Source organism: Pseudomonas sp. NPDC087358, from assembly GCF_044900785.1.
Taxonomy (GTDB): Bacteria; Pseudomonadota; Gammaproteobacteria; order Pseudomonadales; family Pseudomonadaceae; genus Aquipseudomonas.
On sequence record NZ_JBJDOA010000018.1, the window covers coordinates 65,980 to 89,070 of the forward strand.

At 61.0% G+C, this 23,091-nt stretch carries 20 protein-coding genes; 9 read left to right on the forward strand and 11 right to left on the reverse strand.

The features are described from left to right. The first annotated feature begins 51 nt into the window (after window positions 1–51). On the forward strand, window positions 52–996 hold the full coding sequence (locus ACI2KS_RS27580; protein WP_404624200.1) for a LysR family transcriptional regulator: 945 nt from the start codon (window positions 52–54) through the stop codon (window positions 994–996). A gap of 33 nt (window positions 997–1,029) precedes the next feature. Here the strand turns inward: ACI2KS_RS27580 and ACI2KS_RS27585 are convergent, their stop codons facing one another. Further along, window positions 1,030–1,536, reverse strand: a complete 507-nt coding sequence (locus ACI2KS_RS27585; protein WP_404624201.1) for a Bro-N domain-containing protein — start codon at window positions 1,534–1,536, stop codon at window positions 1,030–1,032. 587 nt (window positions 1,537–2,123) lie between these two features. On the opposite strand from ACI2KS_RS27585, the gene ACI2KS_RS27590 reads away from it, so the two are divergent. Both ACI2KS_RS27590 and ACI2KS_RS27595 read left to right on the forward strand, forming a co-directional pair. Then, window positions 2,124–3,011 (forward strand): neutral zinc metallopeptidase, encoded by an 888-nt coding sequence (locus ACI2KS_RS27590; protein WP_404624202.1) that lies wholly within the window; start codon window positions 2,124–2,126, stop codon window positions 3,009–3,011. Between the two features lie 4 nt (window positions 3,012–3,015). Continuing rightward, window positions 3,016–4,005 (forward strand): alpha/beta hydrolase, encoded by a 990-nt coding sequence (locus ACI2KS_RS27595; protein WP_404624203.1) that lies wholly within the window; start codon window positions 3,016–3,018, stop codon window positions 4,003–4,005. 731 nt (window positions 4,006–4,736) lie between these two features. Here the strand turns inward: ACI2KS_RS27595 and ACI2KS_RS27600 are convergent. From ACI2KS_RS27600 to ACI2KS_RS27610, 3 genes are all read right to left on the reverse strand, one after another. Beyond that, window positions 4,737–5,330, reverse strand: a complete 594-nt coding sequence (locus tag ACI2KS_RS27600) for an HAD family hydrolase (protein WP_404624204.1) — start codon at window positions 5,328–5,330, stop codon at window positions 4,737–4,739. Beyond that, window positions 5,327–6,196, reverse strand: coding sequence for an acyl-CoA thioesterase II (gene tesB, locus ACI2KS_RS27605; RefSeq protein ID WP_404624205.1), 870 nt, complete (start codon window positions 6,194–6,196; stop codon window positions 5,327–5,329). The genes ACI2KS_RS27600 and tesB overlap by 4 nt, the downstream gene beginning before the upstream one ends. A gap of 123 nt (window positions 6,197–6,319) precedes the next feature. Next, complete coding sequence (locus ACI2KS_RS27610) at window positions 6,320–6,883, reverse strand: GNAT family N-acetyltransferase (RefSeq protein ID WP_404624206.1); 564 nt, start codon at window positions 6,881–6,883, stop codon at window positions 6,320–6,322. Window positions 6,884–7,010: 127 nt separating this feature from the next. Here ACI2KS_RS27610 and ACI2KS_RS27615 point away from each other — a divergent pair, with 127 nt between their 5' ends. Both ACI2KS_RS27615 and ACI2KS_RS27620 read left to right on the forward strand, forming a co-directional pair. After that, complete coding sequence (locus ACI2KS_RS27615) at window positions 7,011–7,928, forward strand: histone deacetylase (RefSeq protein ID WP_404624207.1); 918 nt, start codon at window positions 7,011–7,013, stop codon at window positions 7,926–7,928. Window positions 7,929–8,170: 242 nt separating this feature from the next. Then, entirely contained in the window at window positions 8,171–9,418 is a 1,248-nt protein-coding gene (locus ACI2KS_RS27620; RefSeq protein ID WP_404624208.1) for a TIGR03862 family flavoprotein, read from the forward strand. A 53-nt stretch (window positions 9,419–9,471) separates the two neighbouring features. On the opposite strand, the gene ACI2KS_RS27625 is transcribed toward ACI2KS_RS27620, so the two are convergent. Beyond that, window positions 9,472–10,650 (reverse strand): acyltransferase family protein, encoded by a 1,179-nt coding sequence (locus ACI2KS_RS27625; RefSeq protein ID WP_404624209.1) that lies wholly within the window; start codon window positions 10,648–10,650, stop codon window positions 9,472–9,474. A gap of 446 nt (window positions 10,651–11,096) precedes the next feature. On the opposite strand from ACI2KS_RS27625, the gene ACI2KS_RS27630 reads away from it, so the two are divergent. The 3 genes from ACI2KS_RS27630 to ACI2KS_RS27640 all read left to right on the forward strand — a co-directional run bounded on the left by ACI2KS_RS27630 (window position 11,097) and on the right by ACI2KS_RS27640 (window position 14,950). Further along, a complete protein-coding gene (locus tag ACI2KS_RS27630) occupies window positions 11,097–11,600 on the forward strand; it encodes a phage infection protein (RefSeq protein WP_404624210.1) in 504 nt (167 codons plus the stop codon). 255 nt (window positions 11,601–11,855) lie between these two features. Next, window positions 11,856–13,778 (forward strand): methyl-accepting chemotaxis protein, encoded by a 1,923-nt coding sequence (locus ACI2KS_RS27635; protein WP_404624211.1) that lies wholly within the window; start codon window positions 11,856–11,858, stop codon window positions 13,776–13,778. A gap of 380 nt (window positions 13,779–14,158) precedes the next feature. Then, window positions 14,159–14,950 carry a substrate-binding domain-containing protein gene (locus ACI2KS_RS27640; RefSeq protein ID WP_404624212.1) on the forward strand — a complete coding sequence of 264 codons (792 nt, stop codon included), beginning with the start codon at window positions 14,159–14,161 and terminating at the stop codon, window positions 14,948–14,950. Window positions 14,951–15,281: 331 nt separating this feature from the next. Here ACI2KS_RS27640 and ACI2KS_RS27645 read toward each other — a convergent pair whose 3' ends face one another. Together ACI2KS_RS27645 and ACI2KS_RS27650 are read right to left on the reverse strand one after the other, a co-directional pair. Further along, window positions 15,282–15,746, reverse strand: a complete 465-nt coding sequence (locus tag ACI2KS_RS27645; protein WP_404624213.1) for a metallophosphoesterase family protein — start codon at window positions 15,744–15,746, stop codon at window positions 15,282–15,284. A gap of 3 nt (window positions 15,747–15,749) precedes the next feature. Further along, a complete protein-coding gene (locus ACI2KS_RS27650; protein ID WP_404624214.1) occupies window positions 15,750–16,955 on the reverse strand; it encodes an MFS transporter in 1,206 nt (401 codons plus the stop codon). A gap of 274 nt (window positions 16,956–17,229) precedes the next feature. Here ACI2KS_RS27650 and ACI2KS_RS27655 point away from each other — a divergent pair, with 274 nt between their 5' ends. Beyond that, the gene (locus tag ACI2KS_RS27655; protein WP_404624215.1) at window positions 17,230–18,249 is read left to right on the forward strand and encodes a LacI family DNA-binding transcriptional regulator; all 1,020 of its coding nucleotides are present in this window, start codon (window positions 17,230–17,232) and stop codon (window positions 18,247–18,249) included. A gap of 136 nt (window positions 18,250–18,385) precedes the next feature. Here ACI2KS_RS27655 and ACI2KS_RS27660 read toward each other — a convergent pair whose 3' ends face one another. The 4 genes from ACI2KS_RS27660 to ACI2KS_RS27675 form a co-directional block, all read right to left on the reverse strand. Further along, window positions 18,386–19,123, reverse strand: coding sequence for an SDR family oxidoreductase (locus tag ACI2KS_RS27660; RefSeq protein ID WP_404624216.1), 738 nt, complete (start codon window positions 19,121–19,123; stop codon window positions 18,386–18,388). A 2-nt stretch (window positions 19,124–19,125) separates the two neighbouring features. Beyond that, window positions 19,126–20,658, reverse strand: coding sequence for an FGGY-family carbohydrate kinase (locus ACI2KS_RS27665; RefSeq protein WP_404624217.1), 1,533 nt, complete (start codon window positions 20,656–20,658; stop codon window positions 19,126–19,128). Between the two features lie 266 nt (window positions 20,659–20,924). After that, on the reverse strand, window positions 20,925–22,010 hold the full coding sequence (locus tag ACI2KS_RS27670) for an alcohol dehydrogenase catalytic domain-containing protein (protein ID WP_404624218.1): 1,086 nt from the start codon (window positions 22,008–22,010) through the stop codon (window positions 20,925–20,927). A 118-nt stretch (window positions 22,011–22,128) separates the two neighbouring features. Next, window positions 22,129–23,088 carry an ABC transporter permease gene (locus ACI2KS_RS27675; protein WP_404624245.1) on the reverse strand — a complete coding sequence of 320 codons (960 nt, stop codon included), beginning with the start codon at window positions 23,086–23,088 and terminating at the stop codon, window positions 22,129–22,131. Window positions 23,089–23,091: the final 3 nt, after the last annotated feature.

Below are 23,091 nucleotides of genomic sequence, written 5' to 3' on the forward strand. Positions count from 1 at the left end.
GCCCTGCAGTTCTTGTCAGGCTCGCCGCAACCTTTAGCGCGAGCCAATCACATGACCAGAATTCCTGAGGCCAATGTCATCCACAGTCGCCTGCGCTTGCGCCAGTTGCGGCTGATGCTGGCCCTGCAGGAATTCGGCTCCTTGCGCCGCGCTGCCGACAACATCGGCATGACTCAACCGGCGGCGACCAAAATGCTCCACGAGGCCGAGGATCTGCTGGGCGTGGAGCTGTTCGAGCGCCTGCCCCGTGGCATGCGCGCAACGCCGTTTGGTGACACGGTGATTTATTACGCACGCATGGTGTTCGCCGAACTGAGCGGCATGCGTGAGGAACTGGTGGCGCTGGAGTCCGGCAATCTGGGGCGCGTGGCGGTCGGCGCCATCCCGGCGCTGGCGTCCGGCCTGCTGACGCGCACCATCGCCAATCTCAAGCAGAGCCACCCGCGGCTGTCGATGAGCATTCAGGTCGACACCAGCGACGTGCTGGTGCAGGCCCTGCTGCAGGATCAGCTGGACGTGGTACTGGGGCGGATTCCCGGCGGTGCCCGGGCCGAAGAACTGTTGTTCGACAGCCTCGGCGAGGAAGCGCTGTGCGTGATTGCCGGTGCGCAGAACCCGCTGGTGCATGCCAAGGACCTGAGTTGGGCGGCACTGCAAAATGAAACCTGGGTCCTGCAGCAGCACCCCAGTCCTATGCGCGCGATCATCAATCAGGTGTTTCACAATGCACGGGTAGACATCCCCAACAGCATCGTCGAAACCACCTCGATCATGACCCTGCTGTCGCTGGTGCAGCAGACCGACATGCTCGGCGTCACCCCGGTGTCCGTGGTCGAGGACTACCCAGGTCGCGATCTCCTGGCCGTGCTGCCGATCAGCTTCGAAGCCCGTCTGCCGCCTTATGGATTGATCACCCGTCGGCATCGCATCCAGTCGTCTGCGATGCAGGCGTTTATTAATTCGGTGAAGGCTGAGCAGCCGGATCAGCAGGGTTGATGCCCGCATCCTGAACGGGCTGCATCGACCCGCTCAGGCCTCCAGCCTGCCTCGCCAGAAACTCACGGACTTTTTCCAGAAGCCGAGCCCGCGCGTACGCGGCCCTTCCATCACCTGCGGCACATCGCGCAAGCGCACCCAATATTCGCTTTGCCATTGCACCATCCCGACCTTGCTCTGTGGCCATTTCACGGTTTGGGGACGGGGCACATGGGGCTGGTTTTTTTCATGCAGCACCGGCAACACGTCGTGCGTCAGCCACTGGCGCAACGCGCGGTTTTCCGGGACATAGTGATGAACGAGCATGGCGTACAGGCCGGACTCACTGATGAGCAGCTGCTTACTCCATTGCCCGCTGCTGGTAAGCCGGGCAGTGCGGCGCTGGTCGGAGTCGAGTTTGTGGGTGGCGCGTTCGTCGAGGGCTTTGCCCATGAGGCGGGCGACGTCTTGAAGGCAGAACCAGGCCTGGTTCTCGAGTTTAAGGGCGCGGAGTTGGCGATTGTGGCGGATGAAGTGTTGCGGTTCGAAGCAGTCGGTCATCGCCTTGGTCCTCTTTGCTGCGTGAAGAACTTGGGCAATATTTTGAAAATACGCATTTCCTGCATTGATGAAGCTCCCCTGAATGGAGCTGCCGCCCAAGCAAACCGAAGATAGGGTGGCAGCTGTGCGAAGGTTGACGAACCGGCACCACAGCATATCCGGCAGACCTTGAGGCCTCCGACGCACAGCTGCCATAACACCTGCCTCAAACGTAACGTTCGAAACCTGTCAGGACGCTTGTGCTGTGGTAAGTCGGATCGTCAAATCCGGTCACTGATATCAGCGACGAAGCGAAGACTAGCGGCGGCTTTGCCACTGAACAACCCGCTGGCAGGAATTCAGAAAGGTCCTACAACCAAGCCCATTTCCTGCTCTCACTGACGAAAATGTGGGAAATGGCGCTTATGGGGCAATCCTGTACTACCCGATCAAAGCGTCCCAGTAACTCCCCTCTCCAGGGCGTGCCCGCAGAACACCAACGCACGCTCTGAACCAATCCCGCCTCACCCCCTCTTAAGTCCCAGCAGTCAGACGCCTGGCCTCCCCCGCCGTCTACACTTCCTACGAGACAAAAAGAGGAATCCCCCATGCTGTGGAAAAAAGGACGTCGCAGTGACAACGTCGTCGATGCACGCGACGACTCGGGTGGCGGCGGTGGCATGCGCATCGGTGGCAAGGGGTTGGGCATTGGCGGGATCGTGATCATTGTCGCGATCGGCCTGTTGACCGGGCAGGACCCGATGCAGATTCTCGGGCAGATCGCAGGCCAAGTGGGCACGCAGCAGACGACGGCCGTCAGTCCACAAACCCGTCAGGCACCGCCGGCCAATGATGAGCAGGCCGATTTCGTGCGGGCGATCCTGGGCGACACTGAAGACACTTGGGGCCAGATCTTCCAGCAGGGCGGACGACAGTACAAGAATCCGACGCTGATTCTGTTCCGTGGCCAGGTGCAGTCGGCGTGTGGCTTTGCGACCTCCGCCAGCGGGCCATTCTATTGCCCGGGTGATCAGAAGGTGTATCTGGACATGGATTTCTTCCGCGAGATGAGCCAGCGCTTCAAGGCGGCCGGAGATTTCGCCCAGGCTTACGTGATCGCGCATGAAGTTGGCCATCATGTGCAGACCTTGCTCGGGGTTTCGGCTAAAGTTGACGCCGCCCGTCAGCGTGGCATGCGCATGGAAGGCGACAGCGGCCTGCTGGTTCGCCAGGAACTGCAGGCGGACTGTCTTGCGGGGGTTTGGGCCAATAACGCACAAAAGCGTTTGAACTGGCTTGAACCTGGTGATATTGAAGAGGCGCTGAACGCTGCCAACGCCATCGGCGACGACCGTTTGCAGCAGCAGAGCCAAGGGCGTGTAGTACCGGACTCGTTCACCCACGGGACGTCTGCCCAGCGGGTTCGCTGGTTCAAGACAGGTTTTGCCCAGGGACAAATCAACCAATGCGATACATTCGCCGCCAAGAGCCTCTGATCACATGATGAAACCGCTTTCGATCCTGTTGTTGGGCACCCTGATGAGCGTGACGGCTCATGCTGCGGATCAGGCGGTCAAATCCATCAGCCCTGACCGGCTGCTGATCAACGGCACGTCCCAGGCGACGCTGGGGCTGAGCAAGAGCTGGGTACTTCCCAGCCCGCAGGTTCAGCGGGTGGTGATCGTTTTCCACGGTCGCCTGCGCAATGCGCAAACCTATCTGCGCAGTGTCGAGCGCGCTGCCAATCAGTCCAGGCAGCGCTCGAAAACGCTGTTGATCGCGCCGCAGTTCCTCGATGAGAAAGACATCGCTGCCCACCATTTGCCGGAAACCGTCCTGCGCTGGCACGCCAATGACTGGATGGCCGGCGACAAATCGATGGGCACCAAGCCGATCAGTTCGTTCGTGGTCATCGACCACATCCTCAAACGCCTGAGCGACAGCAAGCTGTTCCCCAACCTGAAGGAAATCGTGATCGCCGGTCACTCCGGTGGCGCCCAGGTGGTGCAGCGCTACGCGATGATCGGCGGCAAGGAAGACGTGCTGCTGAAGAAGGAAGGCATCAAGTTGCGCTACGTGATCGCCAACCCGTCGTCGTATGCGTATTTCGACGCGACCCGGCCGATGCCTGTGGATGCGACGAGCTGCCCGACTTTCGATACCTGGAAATACGGTCTGAACAAACTGCCAGCTTATGCCGGCAAGGAAACGCCTGCCGAGCTTGAAGCGGCGTACGTGAAGCGCGACATCACGTACTTGCTGGGCGAACTGGACACCGACCCGAATCATCCGGCGCTAGACAAGGATTGCGGCGCCCAAGCCCAAGGACCGTATCGTTTGCTGCGCGGGCACAACTTCTTCGACTACCTGAGCAAACGTCACCCCGAAGGCCTGAATCAGCGCCTGGTCGAGGTCAAGGGCGTCGGCCACAACGGCGATGCGATCTTCACCTCACCTGAAGGCCAGGCGGCGTTGTTCAAGGACAATTGAGGTCCCGAGCGGTATCGCCTTCATCTGTAGCAGTACGGCTTGCCGGCGGCAGCTTTCTTGTTATCACCACCGCCGGCAAGCCTTGCTGCAAAGGACGTAATGTTGATTCTGGCCGCAGGCCGTAGGAGCCGGCTTGCTGGCGAATGGGGTGTCAGTCGACATCGATGTATCTGACCCACCGCCTTCGCCAGCAAGCTGGCTCCTACAGGTTATGGGGGATGTCGAAGGCGGCGTTATGACGCAGAGCGTTGGGGCGATCGTCAAAGGGCGAGTGAGGTCTGGCTTCTGCCGCACGCGTGGGAGTCTGGCTTACCGACGATCTGCCGGGCACCGGCAGCGAACCTTGAGGATGCGATGCATCTGACAGTCCTGTGGCGTCTGGTTCTACTGCCGGTGCCCGGCAGATCGTCGGCAAGCCGAGCTCCCACGGCCTTCGGCCAGAATCAAAAGCCGAGCATCGCCCGCAGCGCTACACAATCATCGGCATGCCAGTCGTCATGGGAGGTGTGTCGAAGGCGGCGTTATGACGCAGAGCGTTGGGGCGATCATCAACGGGCGAGTGAGGTCTGGCGTCTGCCGCAGGCGTGGGAGTCTGGCTTGCCGACGATCTGCCGGGCACCGGCAGCGAACCTTGAGGATGCGATGCATCTGACAGTCCTGCGGCGTCTGGTTCTACTGCCGGCGCCCGGCAGATCGCTGGCAAGCCAAGCTCCCACGGCCTGCGGCCAGAATCAAAAGCCGAGCATCGCCCGCAGCGCTACACAATCATCGGCATGCCAGTCGGTCAGTTCCGGCCACGGGTTCTCGGGCAGGTTGACCAGCACGGTGTGCGTGCCCGCCGCTCGCCCGCAGGCCAGGTCGAACTGGTAGTCGCCGACCATGATCATCTGTGAAGGCTCGACGTTCCAGGCCCGCGCGAGTTTCAGCAAACCGCCGGGATCGGGTTTGGGCGGCGCCTCGTCACGTCCCAGCACATCGTTGACCTCGAAGCAGTCGGCGATGCCGATGGCTTCCAGGGTCACATGCGCCAGCTCCCGCGCATTGCGCGTGAGAATGCCCAGGCGGTAACCACGTCCGGCCAGTTCACGCACCAGTTCGATGGCCCCTGCCGCAGGCTTCGACGCCACCGCGAGTTCGCGCTCGTGCTCCAGCAACCAGGCGTGTTTCGCTGCGGCCACGTCGGCAGGTAACGCCGCCAGATGGCCCAGGATGTCTTCCTCCTGAGGAATACCCAGCGCGCGTTTGATGGCGGGAAAGTCATGCACGGCAATCGTCAGCGTGCCGTCCATGTCGAACACCCAGTGACGCAGCGCCGACAGGTTCACTCCCAGTCCTTGCGATGGCGGATCAGGCCTTCCTGGCTGACCGACGCCACCAGCTTGCCCGCCCGGTTGTAAACGCTGCCACGGGAGAACCCCCGGGAGTTGCCAGCCCATGGGCTGTCCATGGCGTAGAGCAGCCAGTCATCGGCGCGCAATTCCCCGTGGAACCACAGCGAATGGTCGAGGCTGGCGATCTGCATGTCTTTCTGCCAGACCGTCTTGCCATGGGGCTGCAACGAGGTGGTCAGCAGATTGAAGTCCGATGCGTACGCGAGCATGTATTTGTGCAGCGCCGGGATGTCCGGCAGCGTGCCGTCGGCGCGGAACCACACGTATTTGACCGGATCGGTCGGTTTCGGGTTGTAGGGGTCCGATTCGGTGACAGGGCGGAATTCGATCGGCTTGGGACACAGCAGCTTGTCTTTCATGTGCGCCGGGATCAGATGTTCGCGCTGACGCATCAGCTCAAGCTCCGATGGCAGATTTTCCGGCCCGACCACTTGCGGCATCTGAGTCTGGTGCTCAAAGCCTTCTTCGTCGTACTGGAAGGACGCACTGCAGGTGAAGATCGGGTTGCCTTTCTGAATGGCCGTCACGCGACGAGTACTGAAACTGCCACCATCGCGCACCCGATCCACCTGATAGACGACTGGCAGATGCGCATCGCCCGGGCGCAGAAAGTAGCCGTGCAGCGAATGGACATGACGCTCGTCCTCGACGGTCTTGCTGGCCGCTGAAAGCGACTGGCCCAGCACCTGCCCGCCAAACAGTTGGCGAAAACCAAGATCCTGGCTGCGGCCACGGAAGAGGTTTTCTTCGATCGGTTCCAGGCTCAACAGCGACACCAGATCATCCAGCACATGGCTCATTCGGGGCTCCTCACGCACAGTCATCTCACACCAGTCATCACACACAGGCCCCAAGTCGCTCAGTAGCGCACACTCCGGGGCTGGGCCAGATGATACAGATCTTTACCGCCCGGTTCCCGCCAATCACAAGGTCGCAAGCCACTGCTGCCGGTTGATGCGATACAGCACATGAGGCTGTAGCGGGTGACCCTCCGCCAGGCTTGGGTGATTGAAATCGTCGGCCGGCCTGTTGTGCATGCCGATGGCTTGCATCACTTTCTGCGAGGGCAGATTGCTCACCGCAGTGAACGAGACGATCTCGTCCAGCTCGACGTGCTCGAAGCCGCAGCCGAGCACCGTCCAGGCCGCCTCGCTGGCGTAACCCAGGCCCCAGTGCTCCCTGGCCAGACGCCAGCCAATCTCGACCGCCGGCGTGAACGGCGCATTGAAACCCACCACGCTCAGACCGGTGAAACCGATGAACTCGCCCGTGTCCTTGCGCTCCAGCGCCCACAGGCCAAATCCGTATTCAGCGAAATGCCCGCGCGCGCGTCCAATCATCTTGGCGCTTTCGAGCCGAGTCATGGGCCGCGGAAAATAACGCATCACTTGTGGATCGGCACACATTTGCGCAAAGGCCGGCAAATCATCATCGCGCCACTGACGCATCAACAAGCGTGCGCTGTTGAGCTCAACTATCGGCTCCATCGAACGTCTCTCCTGCCCCGCCCCTCGAATTGCCTGCCAGTGTACCGGCACCCGCGTGCTGGCTGAGCGCTGTGCGCGGGCGTTCATAACTGGCAAGATTGCCCTTCAAAAACGATGTGTATGCACTATGTCCCTGCCGCTTATCTACCACGAAGATTACAGCCCGGCGTTTGCGCCCGACCATCGCTTCCCGATGGACAAGTTTCGTCTGCTACACGATCACCTTATCGACAGCGGCCTGACCACAGATGCTCAGTTGTTTCGCCCGCAGGTATGTCCGCATGACATCCTCGCCCTGGCTCATGACCCCTCATATATCCGCCGTTACATGGACGGAGGCCTCTCGCGCGAGGATCAACGGCGTCTGGGCCTGCCCTGGAGCGAGGATCTTGCCCGACGTACGGTGCGTGCGGTAGGTGGCTCGCTGCTTACAGCACAAAAGGCGCTGCAGCATGGCCTGGCCTGTCATCTGGCCGGTGGCACTCACCACGCGCATTACGACTACCCGGCCGGGTTCTGCATTTTCAACGACCTGGCCATCATCAGCCATTACCTGCTGCAGAGCGGTCAGGTCGATCGGGTGCTGATTTTCGACTGCGACGTGCATCAAGGCGACGGCACGGCGCGCATTCTCGAACACACCGAGGACGCGATCACCGTCTCACTGCACTGCGAGAAAAACTTTCCGGCGCGCAAGGCCAACAGTGACTGGGACATACCGTTGCCAATGGGCATGGGTGACGAGGATTACCTGAAGGTGGTCGACGACACCCTCAATTACCTGCTGCCGCTCTATAAGCCCGACCTGGTGCTGTATGACGCCGGAGTGGACGTGCACAAGGATGACGCGCTGGGCTATCTGCAACTGACTGACCAAGGCGTCGCCCGCCGTGACGAAGCGGTGATGCGCCATTGCCTGGGCCGGGATATCCCGGTGATGGGCGTGATCGGTGGCGGGTACAGCAAGGACCGTGAAGCTTTGGCACGGCGCCACGGGATTCTGCACCACAGCGCGCAGCGGGTGTGGATCTCCGAGGGGTTGTAAGCGCAGCTCGGGTTTTGATCTGGGCGCAGGCCGGAAGCGGCAACGTGTTGCCTCTGAACGATTTACCCACATCCGCTGTGGAACGGCCTGTGGATAACCTGAGCGCAAGGCTGCAGACCCCCTATAACGCAAGGCCCGGAGAGGACTGTACGTTTTTTGCTCAATAGTTTTCCACAGGTCGCTCGTTTGCCATGGGCCTCGGGTAGAATGCGCGACCCACTTCATCGATCCGCAGTTTGCCCATGACTTCAGACACGCCCTGCTCAGCACACACAGTCACCATCATCGGCGGCGGCCCGGCCGGGCTGATGGCGGCTGAAGTCGTGAGCCAGGCAGGATTCAGGGTGGATCTCTACGACGCCATGCCCTCTGTGGGCCGCAAATTTCTGCTGGCGGGTGTCGGTGGCATGAACATCACCCACTCCGAAGCCTATCCGGCGTTTGTGTCGCGCTACGCCGAACGTGCGCCCCACGTTGCCCCGCTGCTGCGGGGTTTTGGTGCCCAGGCGTTGTGCGAGTGGATTCACGGTCTGGGCATCGAAACCTTCGTCGGCAGCTCCGGGCGGGTGTTTCCCACCGACATGAAGGCCGCGCCCCTGCTGCGCGCCTGGCTCAAGCGGCTGCGTGATGCCGGGGTAGTTATCCACACCCGCCACCGCTGGCTGGGCTGGAATCCCGACCACAGCCTGCGCATCGCCCATCCCGAAGGCGAGTTGGCAGTCGATTGCGCTGCCACATTACTGGCGCTGGGCGGCGCCAGTTGGGCACGCCTGGGCTCGGACGGTGGCTGGCTGCCGCTGCTTGAGCAGCATGGGGTGCAGGTCGCGGCACTCGAGGCGGCAAACTGCGGCTTTGAGGTGTCGGCCTGGAGCGAGCTGCTTGGCAGCAAGTTTGCAGGCGCGCCGCTGAAGAACGTCGCCATCGGCCTGCAAGGGCACACCCTGCGCTTGGGCGAATGCGTGATCACCCAGAGCGGTGTCGAGGGTAGCCTGATCTACGCGCTGTCGGCGCAGATACGCCAGGCGATCAATCAACAGGGCTGGGCGACGTTAGACATCGATCTGCTACCGGGCAAAAGCCTGGCAGACGTGCACAAAGCCCTGAGCAAACCCCGTGGCTCGCGCTCGATGTCCAAGCATCTGCACAGCCAGTTGGGGATCGATGGCGTCAAGGCGGCGTTGTTGCGTGAACTGGCTCCCGCCGAAGCGTTCGCCGATCCTGCCTTGCTGAGCAACGCCATCAAACGCCTGCCGCTGACACTGATCAAACCCAGGCCGCTGGACGAAGCGATCAGCACGGCCGGCGGTGTGACGTTCGAAGCGATGGACGAACGACTGATGCTCAAGGCGCTGCCAGGTGTGTTCTGCGCCGGCGAGATGCTTGACTGGGAAGCGCCCACCGGCGGCTATTTGCTCACCGCCTGCTTCGCCAGCGGCCGGGCAGCGGGGCTGGGTATGCTGCAGTGGTTGCGCACAGGGTCTGCCGCGTAGCGCTGCTGCCGATCGCTGGCCCGAACGGCCAGCGAAACAGGATGCCCTACTCCTCAAGCAGCACGGTCGATTCTTGCATTGGCCGGTAACTGCTCCGGCTTCTCGACCACCACTTTGGGCTTGGCCGAACCGCCAAGGAAGCGCTTGCCCAGTTCGTAGCCTTTGATCTCGATGTGCTTGTGAGCCAACGCCGCCGCGCCCACCGAGAGCACCGTGGCCGCGACCACATAGATGTTGTTGAGTAACACCGAACCGGTATCCATGAAACGCTGGCCCTCGACCATCGGCGCCAACTCCAGGCCGGTGAACTTCTGCGCCACGATAAACAGAGTCACCAGGCAGAACAGCACAGCCGCATGGGTCATGTAGATCGAGTACGACAGTTTGCCCAACAAGACGAACACACTGGTTTTGAGCAGCACCGATACCAGCCCGCCTTCAAAGGCAAACAACAGTACCAGTCCACAGAACGCCAGACTGCCAAGTGGCGAGCGATGGTCGAAGTCGTTCATTACGACCCAGTAGGTGGCGTACATCATGGCGCATTCCAGGACAGTCATGACCCACAGCCTTGGCACGAACCGGTCCCGAATCAGCAGGTAAACCAGATAAGTAATGTTGCCGGCAAAGAAGCATGAAAGCCCGAGCATTGCGCGCTCGACCAATGGCTCGTTTTCCGAAAAGATCAGTACGAACATCACCAGCGAAATCAACGCGGACATCAAAAAACGATTGCGCATGGAGAAGGTGCACAGCAGCCCGAACAGCATATAGATGTAAAACTCGATGCTGATGGTCCATGAGGGATAGTTGAACGACATGGTGTCGGTAAATGTTGTCCAGGCCTGTATCAGAAGCAGGTTGGGCAGGATTTCGCGGGGTGCGAAGTTACCGGTGAACGGCACGTTGTTCAGGGAGAAACCTTTCAGGTAAGCGAGCCAGCGCACCGTTTCGAAGGTGAGAAACAACGCCAGCATTGCCAAGTGCAGCGGGTACAGCCTGAAAAGCCGTGAGATAAAGAAGGATTTGAAAGAAAGGCTCGGCTTCATGCCGTAGGTGTGGGCCAGAACAAAACCACTGAGAACAAAGAAGAAGTTAAGCAAGACCTCGTCTCGTCGGAAGAATGGCAGCTGGATAAACGCGCCGACCACGTGCAAGTGGTAGAACACGACCAAGACTGCACAGACACCTCTGAAACTGTCGAGTGTGGTGAATCGCTGAACAGTTTTCATAACGCAACTTCCGTACTGAGTTAAGAAGAGACGCCGCCTATGGCGGAGGCTGGAGCCAGTACACGGTATTTTGTTCAGCCCCTGCTCGACAGTTGAAATATTTCATCCCTGATACACAGCACGGGGGGAAAGTTGACGCCAGCGTTTAACGGGCATGACCAACAAGTCATGCCGAGACCTTTTGGTCATCGACACGGATGCCAGCGACGATTTCCTGACGCGCTCGAAGTGTCTGTTACGTCAATAGCGCATGACCTATCCGGAGTGCTGCCAGTTTCGCGTGGTCACTCTGCTGCGCAGGCAAGCTGCGCGCTGATGGGCAGGTCTCTGCCAACTATCAACGGCAGCGATGATCGCTACCACTCGTATTGACTTCTTAATAATTCAGCGCCGCGTAACATTGCCTCCATACCGAGTGACTAACGACGACTTCTGGAGCAAACCTCATGAAAACCAACACACTGATTCTTGGCCTGGCCTTCTCCGTACTGGCAACCAGCGCTTTCGCACTGCCGGCTGTTAAAGCAAGTCAGCAGCTCAACGCCCCGGTAGTCGCCGAAAACGGCTCGTCGCATACCCACATCAACCGTGTGGCTGCCGATGGCTCCGATCACACAGGTGCCAACCGCGTTGCCGAGAACGGTTCGGACCACACCCACCTGGGCCGTATCGCTGCCGATGGCTCCGATCACACAGGTGCCAACCGCGTTGCCGAGAACGGTTCGGACCACACCAACCTGGGCCGCATCGCTGCCGATGGCTCCGACCACACAGGTGCCAACCGCGTTGCCGAGAACGGTTCGGACCATACCCACCTGGGCCGCATCGCTGCCGATGGCTCCGATCACACAGGTGCCAACCGCATTGCCGAGAACGGTTCGGACCATACCAACCTGGGCCGTATCGCTGCTGATGGCTCCGACCACGTCGGTGCAAGTCGCCTGAGCTGATCCCCGCATTGCCCCCCTCCCAGCCCGGCCTTCGCCGGGCTTGATTGTTTCTGATCTGCACAAAAGTTTTTTCTGACGACGCTGCGACCGATTTCCTGCAAAGGCTCGGCAGAAGTCTGACGCCGTTTTTCCGACATTTTTTTCAGATTTCCCGAATCCAGCCGATGTACTCGTACATTTGAATGTTTCGCTGGCTTTTACAAGAACAACTCTCCAGCTAACGACTTCGAAAAATGGACATTCTGGAGAATTGTGATGAAAAGCTGGTTTGCGAACATCAGCGTCAATATGAAACTGGCGCTTGGGTTCGGTGTTGTACTTGTTTTTACTGCCCTGCTCGCGCTCATTGGCTGGACCAGCCTGGGCAACATGACGTTTCGCAGCGACCGGGTCGCGGACATCGCCAAGCTGAGCGCCAAGCTGACCGACCTGCGAATCACCCGTCTGCAATACATGATCAGCAACGGTGACGAAGCGGTTGCGCAGAACGCACAGAACGCCTTGGACAGCTTCAAGGCGCAGCAACAATTTCTGCAGTCCACGTTCAGCAACCCGGTAAACGTCCCGCCGATAAAAGCCCTGGCCGATCAGGTCAGCGCTTATCAGAACTCGTTGAACAGAATGCGAGAGGGTTACAGAACCAGCGCCAAGGTCCGCGCCGACATGGGCGTGGACGCGGTCAAAGCAGCCGAACTGATCGCCGCTATCAACGACGACGTGATGAAACTGGAGCCGACCGACGAGCGACGCTTCGAGCAATACCAGGCGGTCATCAAGGCCAAGGAAGACGTGATGCTGGTGCGCTACGAAGTGCGCGGCTACACCGCCAATGTCACGGCCAAGACCGAAGAAGCGGCGGTCCGTCAGGTGTCCAGCGCCATCAGCGGCCTGGAGCAGCTCAATGCCATTTTCAGCGGCACGCAGGCTGATCGCCTCAAGCAGCTGGAGACCTCGCTGATCGGCTATCGCAACTCGGTGCAGAGCTTCAAGACTGCCAACGACAGCATCAACGGCGCCCGCGCCGAGATGACCGATGAGGGCGCTGCGATCGTCAAACTGGCTCAACAGCTGACCGACATTCAACAGACCCTTGGCGACAAGGACACCCAGCAGGCCCGTACCCTGCAAATCGCCGGCACCTTGCTGGCGCTGATCTTCGGCGCGTTGGCGGCGCTGCTCATCACCCGCCAGATCACCCGTCCGTTGCAGGAAACCCTGGCGGTGGTCGATCGCATCGCGTCGGGCGATCTGTCACATGACCTGATCGTGACCCGCAAGGACGAACTCGGCGTGCTGCAACACGGCATCCAGCGCATGGGCGCTACCCTGCGAGACCTGATCGGCGGGATTCGCGACAGCGTCACGCAGATCGCCAGCGCCGCCGAAGAACTGTCAGCCGTCACCGAACAGACCAGCGCAGGCGTCAACAGCCAGAAGGTCGAAACCGACCAGGTGGCCACCGCCATGCATGAAATGTCGGCCACCGTGCACGAAGTCGCACGCAATGCCGAACAGGCATCGGTCGCCGCGTCCACCGCCGACACTGAAGCTCGCGAAGGCGACAAGGTGGTCGGTCAAGCCATTGCCCAGATCGAAAAGCTGGCCAGCGAAGTGGTGCGTTCAACCGACGCCATGAACGTGCTGGAACAGGAAAGCGACAAGATCGGCAAGGTGATGGACGTGATCAAGGCGGTGGCCGAACAGACCAATCTGCTGGCCCTCAACGCAGCCATCGAAGCGGCCCGCGCCGGTGAGGCCGGACGCGGTTTTGCGGTGGTCGCCGATGAGGTCCGCGGCCTGGCGCAGCGTACCCAGCAATCGACCGAGGAAATCGAAGGCCTGGTCGCAGCCCTGCAGAACGGCACCCGCCAGGTGTCGGAGATCATGCTCAGCAGCCGCGGACTGACCGACAGCAGCGTCGCCCTGACGCGCAAGGCCGGTGTTTCGCTGGAAAGCATTACCAACACGGTGTCCAACATCCAGGCCATGAACCAGCAGATCGCCGCTGCGGCCGAACAGCAAAGCTCGGTCGCCGAAGAAATCAGCCGCAGCATCCTCAACGTGCGTGATGTGTCGGAGCAGACCGCCGCTGCCAGCGAAGAAACCGCCGCCTCCAGCGTCGAGCTGGCTCGCCTGGGCAATCAGCTGCAGATGCTGGTCAGCCATTTCAAGGTGTAGATAGACAAAAAGCCGCGCCGGGATAAACGTCCCGGCGCGGCTTTTTTAATGATTTTAAAGACGAAACAGCGTCTTCTAACGCACATGAAAACACCTCGAGAGTTTTCAGCGATGGCACTCGACAGCGAACTTGGCGGACTGCCCTCACGGAGCAGGCAAGCCGTTTGAACGCCCTTCCTCCCCTTCGCGATTACCCGATCCACTTTGCCCTGTCCGCTCAAGGCTTTGCCGCGCCTGCTGATCGCCGCTGACAGCAAATAAACGGCGTGCGTGAATGGGTGCCGGCAAGAAAGGGATTTACTCGTCGCGCAATTGCCACATACTGCCCGCGCTGTTTTTATTTCGTCAGAGCCACTTTTAATCACGTCAGGTTCATCTTCATGAAAAAAATTCTGCCCTATCTGCTGAGCGCCGCCATCACCTTCATTCCTGTGGCTTTCACCCACGCCGCAACGCCTGTAGCCCCCGTGCAACTGATCGTTTTGAGCTCCGGTGGCATCATGGGCGCGTTCAAGGCTGTCACCCCGGATTATGAACAGCGCGCAGGCGTCAAACTGCAGGGCGAGGTCGCGCCATCCATGGGCGCGACGCCGCAGTCCATCCCCAATCGCCTGGCGCGCCAGGAGCCTGCCGACGTGGTGCTGATGGTCGGTGCGGCGCTGGACAAGCTGATCAAGGATGGCCAGGTCGACCCCAAAAGCCGCGTCGATCTGGGCAAGTCCTACATCGCCATGGCTGTGCGTCACGGCGCACCGCACCCTGACATCAGCACCATGGACGCCTTCAAACAGACGCTGCTTGATGCCAAAAGCATTGCCTATTCCGACAGCGCCAGCGGCGTGTACCTGTCCCGCGTGTTGTTCAACCAGATGCACATCGCTGATCGCATCCAGAGCAAAAGCCACATGATTCCCGCCACCCCTGTGGGTGAAGCAGTCGCTCGCGGCGATGCCGAAATCGGCTTCCAGCAACTGAGCGAGTTGAAGCCGGTAGAAGGCATCGACATCATCGGCCTGATCCCCGATCAGGCACAGCAGATGACCTTGTATTCAGCGGGAGTTGTCGCCAAGAGCAAGCACCCTGAGCAGGCGCGGCAGTTCCTCGAATTCCTGAGCTCGTCGGCCGCAGCGCGGGCGATCAAGGACAGCGGCCTGGACCCGATTGCCAAGTAAGCCGGTCGATTCGAGTGGTCCTCGGCTGAATATCTGTAGCAACACGGCTTGCCGGCGAGCCCATGCCTCTGCCCGGAGGGCGTGGGAGCCTGGCTTGCCGGCGATCTGGCGCGAAGCGGCAGCAAACCCCGCCAGGCGAACACGGTGGGTCAGATACACCACCCTCGACTGACACACCCCATTCGCCAGCAAGCCGGCTCCTGCGGGCCTGCGGCCAGAATCAACAGTGTATTTTCTGTAGCAGCACGGCTTGCCAGCGGTGGCGATACCCATGACGCCACCGCCGGCAAGCCGGACTGTTACTGGAAACTTTGCCCGGCGCAAAGGACGCTCAGAGCTTCAACTCAATCAACTCGCCCCGCACGTCGAGCCCGTCGATGTGCAAGACGCCCACGGTCACCGGCAATCTGAAACGCCGTGGGCCGGCGCTGCCAGGGTTGATGAACAGCACGCCGTGACGGGTCTGCTGCAGGGGTTTGTGGGAATGCCCGGTGACCACCACGCTGACTTCCGGCGCCAGTGTTTCCGGCACGTCGGCCAGGATGTGGGTCACGTAGATGGCCAGCGCTCCAATGCGCAAAACCGCGTCGAACGGCACATCCGCAGCCCAGGCGTCGTCACTGTCGTTGTTGCCGCGTACCACCGTCAGCGGTGCGATTTGCTTCAGCGCATCGAGGATTTCCGGTTTGCCGATATCGCCGCCATGGATCAGATAATCACACCCGCGCAGCGCCTCCAGCGCCTGCGGGCGGAGCAGGCTGTGGGTGTCCGAGATGAGCCCGACTCTCACTGTCATCGATCAGCTCCCGCTGGACGAAACAGCAGCTTGCCTGGACTGCACTCGCCGCATGCTGATCATTGCCAGCAAGGCGACCAGCGCCACCAGTGAGGCAAAGAATTCACCGACATGGGGCAAGCCGAATACCTGAACGCTGAAGCCCACCGCCACCACCGGCACGGAAATCGAAACGTACAGCACCACGAAAAATGCCGAGGTCACCGCCGCCTTCTGATGCGCTGGGCTGTTCGCCGTCACCGCGCCCATGCCCGAACGCAGGATCATGCCCTGACCCACTCCGGCGACGAAGCCTGCGACCACCAGCAGCAACACTTGCGCGGTGGCAATGCTTAACCCCAGACAAATCATGCCGATGATCAAGCCCATGCAGCCAAGGCTCATGTGCAGCGCCTTGGGCAGCCACTGCAGCAACGCCTGACCGACGATCGACGCCACGAAAAACAGACCGATCACCGCTCCGATCACCAGCCCGCCACGCTGCTCCATGATGTGGATCATGACCGACGGCACCATGCTGGTGAACAACCCGGCAACGCTGAAGCCGGCGAGCCCGGCGATCGATGCGGAAATGAACACGCTGCGAACCGACGCCGGCACCGAGGGTTTCTGGATGCTCAGTTTGAGGGTCGGCGGGCGCTGCACGGTTTCGCGAATCAGCGCCACACCCACTGCCGCGAGCAACAGCAGCGCCAGGTGCACATAAAACACCAGGTGCAAGGGATCGGCCAGGTACTGCGAGGTAAACCCGGCCAGCAACGGCCCGAGCCCAAGCCCGAGCATGTTGGCTGCGGTCGCCATCAAGGTGGCGTTCTTCCAGGATTTGGGTGCCAGCTCGATCACCGCCACGGTCGCGGTGCCGGTCATGATACCGGCCGAAAAACCTGAGAACAGCCGACCGATCAGCAAGCCGCCAATCGAGTCGCTGAACAGAAAAATCAGCGCACTGATCGCGCCCATCAACAACCCGGCGAGCAGCATGGGTCGGCGGCCCAGCTGATCTGACCAGCTGCCCACCGCCAACAGGGCCGCGATCACCCCTGCGGCGTAGATCGAGAAGATGATCGTCAACCAGCTCGCGTCGAAACCCAGGCGTTGCTGATAGATCGCGTAGAGCGGCGTGGGCAGCGTGGTGCCGACCATGGCGATCAACAGCGCAGCGGAGGCGATGAAGAAGTCGCGTGAAGAAGATGAAGCGGGCAAGGTCATGAATCCTCCAGACCAGTTGGGACAGGCACGCATTATTGGCCGATTGCACGCAGGACGTCGGGAAAAATTGCGCTAGCGAATGGACCGCAGCGCTCGCCCCGGCGTTCGACTGGTTTTCAACAGCTGGGCGCAAAGCCACGGAATATGGTGATGAAAACGATAACATCGGGTGCGTTTGCCGCATCGCTTTTGCTGTTCAGCGTGCTAGCCTTGCGTACCCGCACACGCATGCCGCCGTCCTGCATGCTGTCCCGTTTCAGGCCGCCAGAAGTCCATGAGCAAAAAGACCCCCGTCACGATTTCCGATATCGCCCGCCGCGTAAACATGACCCCGGTCACGGTGTCCCGTGCGTTGAACAAGCCCGATCTGGTCAAGCCGGCAACCCTGGCGCGCATCCTGGAAGTGGCCCAGGAACTGGACTATGTACCCAACGCCTTTGCCCGCAGCCTCAAGCGCAGTGAGAGCATGATCATCGGTGTGATCACGGCCTCGGTGGATAACCCGTTTTACAGCGAGATGATCAAGGCCATTTCCCGAGAGGCGAAGAAGCACGGCTACACCATCATGCTGGTGGACACCGATGGCTCGGAGGAGCTGGAGCGCAAGGCGGTCGATACCCTGCTCAGCTATCGTGTGGCGGGCATCGTGCTCTCACCGGTATCGGACGAACCGGCGTATCAGCCCAACTACCTGAGCCGCTTGAGCAACGGTGACATCCCGGTGGTGCAGCTTGATCGCGCGTTGCACGACACCCCGTTCAGCCATGTGGTGCTGGACAACTTCCACAGCGGGCTCAAAGGCGCACGCTATCTGCTGGCCCAAAACCCGGCGATGCAGCGTCTGCTGGTGCTGACGGGGCCGGCGCATTCGCGGATTTCCCAGGAGCGGCTCAAGGGCGTGAAGGCGGCGCTGGAGGAAAGCGGCAAACAGGTGCAGCTGGACGTGTTCGCTGGCGACTACACACTGGAGCCGTCGTATCAAAGCACGCTGGATTACCTGCACGAACATTGCGTGCCGGATGCGATTTTCGGCTTCAACCAGTTGATCACCCTGGGCGCCATGAAAGCCCTGCGCGACCGTGGCATTGCCCATGAAAGCCTGCCCATCTGCGGCATCGACCGCCTGCCCTTCGCCGATATCTTCGGCATCCCGATTGCCTGCATCGCCCACGACGCATCGCTGGCCGGCAGCAGCGCGGTGACCCTGCTGCTGGAGCGGATTCAGAACCGGTATCTGCCCAAGGCCAGGGTGGTGATTGTCGGGGAACTGGAGAATGGGGCTGGCCCACACTGACATCGGTCACTGCAGGAGTGAGCTTGCTTGCGATGCGGTGTGCCAGGCCTCTGAGTAGTGTCTGAATTGGCGCATCGCGAGCAAGCTCACGCCTACTGGTCATCGTTCCATGCATCGCCATCCAAGGGGGACATTTCTACCGGCTGGTATACCCCCCATCGATCGGCAACGACACGCCACTGATCATCGACGCCGCGCCACTGAGCAAAAACAGAATCGGTGCCGCCACCTCCGCGGTTTCGGCAAAACGCCCCAGCGGAATCGCCGCCAGCGCCGGGTCGCGTTTGCTCGGCTCGCTCCAGGCCATCTGCGCCATGGGCGTGAGGGTCACGGTCGGGTTGACGCTGTTGACGCGAATCCCGTGCTTGCCCCATTCGCCGCACTGCACGCGGGTCATGGCGTCCATGGCCCCTTTGGATGCGCAGTAACTCAGGTGATCGTCCAGCGCCACCAACGATGCCTGACTCGACACGTTGACGATGCTGCCCTTCACCCCTGCTCCGATCATGGTTCTGGCCACACTACCCGCGACCATTGCCGCCGCGCGCACGTTGACTGCCATGACCTGATCCAAGGCATCGGCAGTGACCTGAGTAGCCGCCTCAAGAATGGAAATCCCCGCGCAGTTCACCAAGCCCTGCAGCACCGGCAACTCGGCGAGCACCGCAGACAGTTGCTGCGCATCGGCCATTTCCACCCGCAGCACCTGGCAACCCTGCGCGGCCAGCTTGTCCAGCGCCAGCGGGTCGCGGCCCATGGCAAACACCTCGGCGCCGCTGGCGAGCAACTGTTGAACGACTTCCCAACCGATACCGCTGCTGGCGCCGGTGACCAGCACGCGCTGACCGCTGAAATCAAAATGGGCGGTATTCACATTTACGCTCCCTGCAAGCGATGCATGATGGGTTTGAGCGCCGGATACAACGCCACATAGTCGGCGAACAGACGCGAGTACAACGCCACGTTTTCTGCCTGAGGCTCGGCCCGGCGTTGCAGTTCAACCCAGCCCTTGTGCACCTGCGCCTCATCCACCAGGCCCACCGCGTACGCCGCGAGCAGCGCTGCGCCCAAGGCCGCCTCGACCTCCTGGACGATGGTGTAGACCGGGAAGTTGGTGACGTCGGCGATGATCTGCATCCACAAATCCGAATGGCTCGCGCCGCCGACCACGATCAGCCGCGGGTCCAGGGATTGCGCGCCCTTGGTCCCGGCTTCGATGTTGTGACGCAGGGCGAAGGTGACGCCCTCCAGCACCGCGCGGTACAGGTGGATGCGAGTGTGATAGAGGCTCAGCCCGACGAAACTGCCGCTGGCCTTGGCGTCCCATATCGGGCTGCGCTCGCCCATCAGATAGGGCTGAAACAACACGCCGTCGCTGCCTGGCGGAATTTTCGTGGCGGCGCGCTCGAGAATGACGTGGCTGTCCTCGCCGCTATCGCTGGCTTGTTGTTCTTCAGCCTGACAGAACTGTTCGCGAAACCAGCTGACCGAAGCGCCTGCGGTGATCGCGCCGCCAAAAATGTACAGATCCTGGTCGCCGTTGAAGACATGGGGAAAGCTGACCAGGCCATGGCGGGCGTCGACCTGCTGATTCAAGTAGCCCCAGCACATGCTGGTGCCGATCATCGCCACGTGGTTGCCGGCCTGGGTCACGCCCGCTGCGAAGGTCGCCATCGCCGCATCCACGCCGCCGCCCAGTACCGGCGTGCCGGCTTGCAGCCCCAGACGCTCGGCCCATGGTGCAAGCAAGCCGCCGACCACATCACCGGAATGCACGAGCCGCTCTGGCATCATTGACGGGGGGATGCCCAGCGCATCGAGCATCTCTGCCGACCAGCCACGGGCCTGGACGTCATACACGCCGCCAATATTGCCAGCGGAGCTGTGGTCCACCGCCACCTCGCCGGTCAGGCAATAATTGATATAGCTGTTGGGCGGCAGCAGGTAACGGGTCTGGTCCCAGATCTGCGGCTGTTTGTCCTTGAGCCAGAGCATTTTGGTGAAGCCATAGTAGCTGTCCACCGAGTTGCCGGTGATGCCGTACAGGCGCTGCAGATCGACGTTCTGATTGACCCACTCGACCTGTTCTTCGGCGCGTCGGTCCATCCAGATCAGGCACGGGTACAGCGGTTTGATCTGCGCATCGACGGCAATTCCGGAGCCACCGTAGAGACTGCTGACACACATCGATTTGACGCTGTCTCTGGGCACAGCGCTTTTGCCCATGCAGGCGGCGACGCAGATTTCCACCGCGTCCAGCCAGACCTGCGGCCATTGCTCGGCCCAGCGCGGTTTCGGTGTGTCGACCTTGTAGCTGTGACTGTGCTGCGCGACGATGCGGCCCTGAGCATCGACCAGCAAGGCCTTGGTGCTCTGAGTGCCGATGTCGACCCCGATGACGTATTCCATCTTGGCGGGCTCTCTTGTTATTGGGTAGTTCCAGCGGTACAGCCCGATGCTCTCGATCGACTCAAACCACGGTAGGAGCTCACGAGCAGCGCGAGGCAGCGAAGCGCGGGTAACAAGGGCATCGGCGGCGTGCCTGATACACCTGGATCTCAGGCTTTGCGACTGCTTCGCAGTCGATCGCTGCCTCGCGCGGCTCGTGAGCTCCTACAGTTCGCGGCAGATCGCTGCCTTTGCGCTGCTCGTGAGCTTCTCCAGTGTCCGGGCCCTCAGCTGACAGGCTTGAGCAGCACCTTGATCGACTTGGTCGAATCGGCCAGGGCGAAGGCTTCGGCGTAGTCGTCCAGGCCGAAGTCATGGGTGACAATGCCTTCGGACGTCACCAGCCCGCGCTCGAACAGGTCGATGGCGATCGGGTAGCAATACGGCCCAAGGTGAGCGCCGCGAACGTCCAATTCCTTGCGGTCACCGATGATCGACCAGTCGGCGCTGGTTTCGGCGCCGAACACGCTGAACTCGACGAACCGCCCCAGTTTGCGGATCAGGTCCAGGCCTTGGGTCACGCCAATCGGCACACCGGTGGTTTCGATGTAGACGTCGCAGCCATAACCGTCAGTGAGGCCGTTGATGATCTCCCTGGCGTTGTCGCGGCTCGGGTTGATCACCACATCGGCACCGAATTTCTTTGCCAGCTCCAGACGCTCGTCGACCATGTCGATGACCACCAGCTTCTTCGGCGTTTTCAGGGCGGCAACCTGGACCATGCACAGCCCCAGCGTCCCGGCACCGGCGATCACCAGCACGTCGTCAAGCTGCACGTCGCCGCGGTTGACGGTGTGGATCGAGCAGGCCATCGGTTCGATCAGCGCCGAGTCTTCCAGCGAGACCGACTCGGGAATCTGGTGCACGATGGCGGTCTTGGGGATGCGCATGTACTGCGCCATGCCGCCTTCGGCGACGTCTTTCTGGAAGCCGAAGATGTTGTGCACTTCGCACATCCAGTACTTGCCGGACTTGCAGAATTTGCACTTTTCGCAAGGCACGATCTGTTCAGCGATGACCTTGTCGCCCAGCTTCACACCGAAGTGTTCGGCGGCGCCCTCGCCTATCGAATCGACATAACCGAAGAATTCGTGACCCGGCACCACCGGCGCCTTGACCCACGGGCTCTCTCCACCCCAGAACATCGCCGCGCCCGAATGGCATTTGCAGTCACTGGCGCAGATGCCGCAGGCGCCGATGCGAATCACCAGCTCATTGGCCCGGGCCACCGGCTTGCTGATAGCTTCGAGGCGGTAGTCCTTGGGCGCATGGCAGACGACGGCTTGCATGGTGGTTTTTGTATTTTGTTCCATGTCGATTTACCTGTTTGGGATGTTTGGGTGCTGGCTCAATGGCCACTTGTTTTCAAATCAGAATTAGCCGTTGTCCGTGCCGACGCCATCGCGACCAAGCCCAGACACCACATATCCTTTATTTATGCCGCTGCCGACTGATGAAAATCGCCAGCAAAATGATTGCGCCCTTGATCACGCTCTGCACGTAAGGCGATACGCCGAGCATGTTCAAACCGTTGTTCAACACGCCCAGCAGCATCGCGCCGACCAGTGTGCCGATGATCACGCCGCGACCGCCGGCAATCGATGCACCGCCCAGCACCACCGCCGCAATCGCATCCAGCTCGAAGCCGACACCGGCATTGGGCTGGCCACTCATCAGTCGCGATGACAGCACTAACCCGGCAATCGCTGCGGTCAGGCCGCTGATCGAGTACACCAGCAATTTGAAGCGCGAGGCGCGCACACCCGACAGGCGCACCGCTTCTTCATTGCCGCCGATGGCATAGACATAGCGCCCGATGCGCGTGTGCTGCAGCAACACCCAGGCGAAGAAATAGGTCAGCAGCATGATCAGGATCGGCACCTGGATACCGAACAGCGTGCCGCGGCCGAACCAGGCAAACCAGTCGGGCATGCCGGCAATCGGATACCCGTCGGTGTACATCAATCCCAGTCCGCGGGCGATGCCCATGGTCGCCAGGGTGACGATGATCGGCGGCATTTTCAGGTAGGCGACGAAGATCCCGTTGCCCACACCGAAGCCCACGCCGATCAGCAGACCGATGAGGATCGCGATCGGTGCCGGCACGCCTGCAACCATCAGCCCGGTGGTCAAGGTGCCGGACAGTGCCATCACCGGCCCTACCGACAAGTCGATGCCGCCGGTAAGGATCACGCAGGTCATGCCCACGGCGATGATGGCGTTGATCGACACCTGTCGGGCGATGTTTTCCAGATTCGCGCCAGTGAGGAATTTGTCGCTGGCGAAGATCATGAAGACCGTCACCACCACCAACCCGACGAAGGGATAGAAGGCAGGCGAGCGGATCAGCTGGGCGAAGTTGACCTTCATGCGGTTGGGTTGGGTGGTCATGGT

Excerpts from the sequence above, each read along its gene's own strand:
- ACI2KS_RS27580 (WP_404624200.1), top strand. The coding sequence starts at position 52 with ATGACCAGAATTCCTGAGGCCAATGTCATCCACAGTCGCCTGCGCTTG.
- ACI2KS_RS27585 (WP_404624201.1), bottom strand. The coding sequence starts at position 1,536 with ATGACCGACTGCTTCGAACCGCAACACTTCATCCGCCACAATCGCCAA.
- ACI2KS_RS27590 (WP_404624202.1), top strand. The coding sequence starts at position 2,124 with ATGCTGTGGAAAAAAGGACGTCGCAGTGACAACGTCGTCGATGCACGC.
- ACI2KS_RS27595 (WP_404624203.1), top strand. The coding sequence starts at position 3,016 with ATGATGAAACCGCTTTCGATCCTGTTGTTGGGCACCCTGATGAGCGTG.
- tesB (WP_404624205.1), bottom strand. The coding sequence starts at position 6,196 with ATGAGCCATGTGCTGGATGATCTGGTGTCGCTGTTGAGCCTGGAACCG.
- ACI2KS_RS27610 (WP_404624206.1), bottom strand. The coding sequence starts at position 6,883 with ATGGAGCCGATAGTTGAGCTCAACAGCGCACGCTTGTTGATGCGTCAG.
- ACI2KS_RS27615 (WP_404624207.1), top strand. The coding sequence starts at position 7,011 with ATGTCCCTGCCGCTTATCTACCACGAAGATTACAGCCCGGCGTTTGCG.
- ACI2KS_RS27620 (WP_404624208.1), top strand. The coding sequence starts at position 8,171 with ATGACTTCAGACACGCCCTGCTCAGCACACACAGTCACCATCATCGGC.
- ACI2KS_RS27625 (WP_404624209.1), bottom strand. The coding sequence starts at position 10,650 with ATGAAAACTGTTCAGCGATTCACCACACTCGACAGTTTCAGAGGTGTC.
- ACI2KS_RS27630 (WP_404624210.1), top strand. The coding sequence starts at position 11,097 with ATGAAAACCAACACACTGATTCTTGGCCTGGCCTTCTCCGTACTGGCA.
- ACI2KS_RS27635 (WP_404624211.1), top strand. The coding sequence starts at position 11,856 with ATGAAAAGCTGGTTTGCGAACATCAGCGTCAATATGAAACTGGCGCTT.
- ACI2KS_RS27640 (WP_404624212.1), top strand. The coding sequence starts at position 14,159 with ATGAAAAAAATTCTGCCCTATCTGCTGAGCGCCGCCATCACCTTCATT.
- ACI2KS_RS27645 (WP_404624213.1), bottom strand. The coding sequence starts at position 15,746 with ATGACAGTGAGAGTCGGGCTCATCTCGGACACCCACAGCCTGCTCCGC.
- ACI2KS_RS27650 (WP_404624214.1), bottom strand. The coding sequence starts at position 16,955 with ATGACCTTGCCCGCTTCATCTTCTTCACGCGACTTCTTCATCGCCTCC.
- ACI2KS_RS27655 (WP_404624215.1), top strand. The coding sequence starts at position 17,230 with ATGAGCAAAAAGACCCCCGTCACGATTTCCGATATCGCCCGCCGCGTA.
- ACI2KS_RS27665 (WP_404624217.1), bottom strand. The coding sequence starts at position 20,658 with ATGGAATACGTCATCGGGGTCGACATCGGCACTCAGAGCACCAAGGCC.
- ACI2KS_RS27670 (WP_404624218.1), bottom strand. The coding sequence starts at position 22,010 with ATGGAACAAAATACAAAAACCACCATGCAAGCCGTCGTCTGCCATGCG.
- ACI2KS_RS27675 (WP_404624245.1), bottom strand. The coding sequence starts at position 23,088 with ATGACCACCCAACCCAACCGCATGAAGGTCAACTTCGCCCAGCTGATC.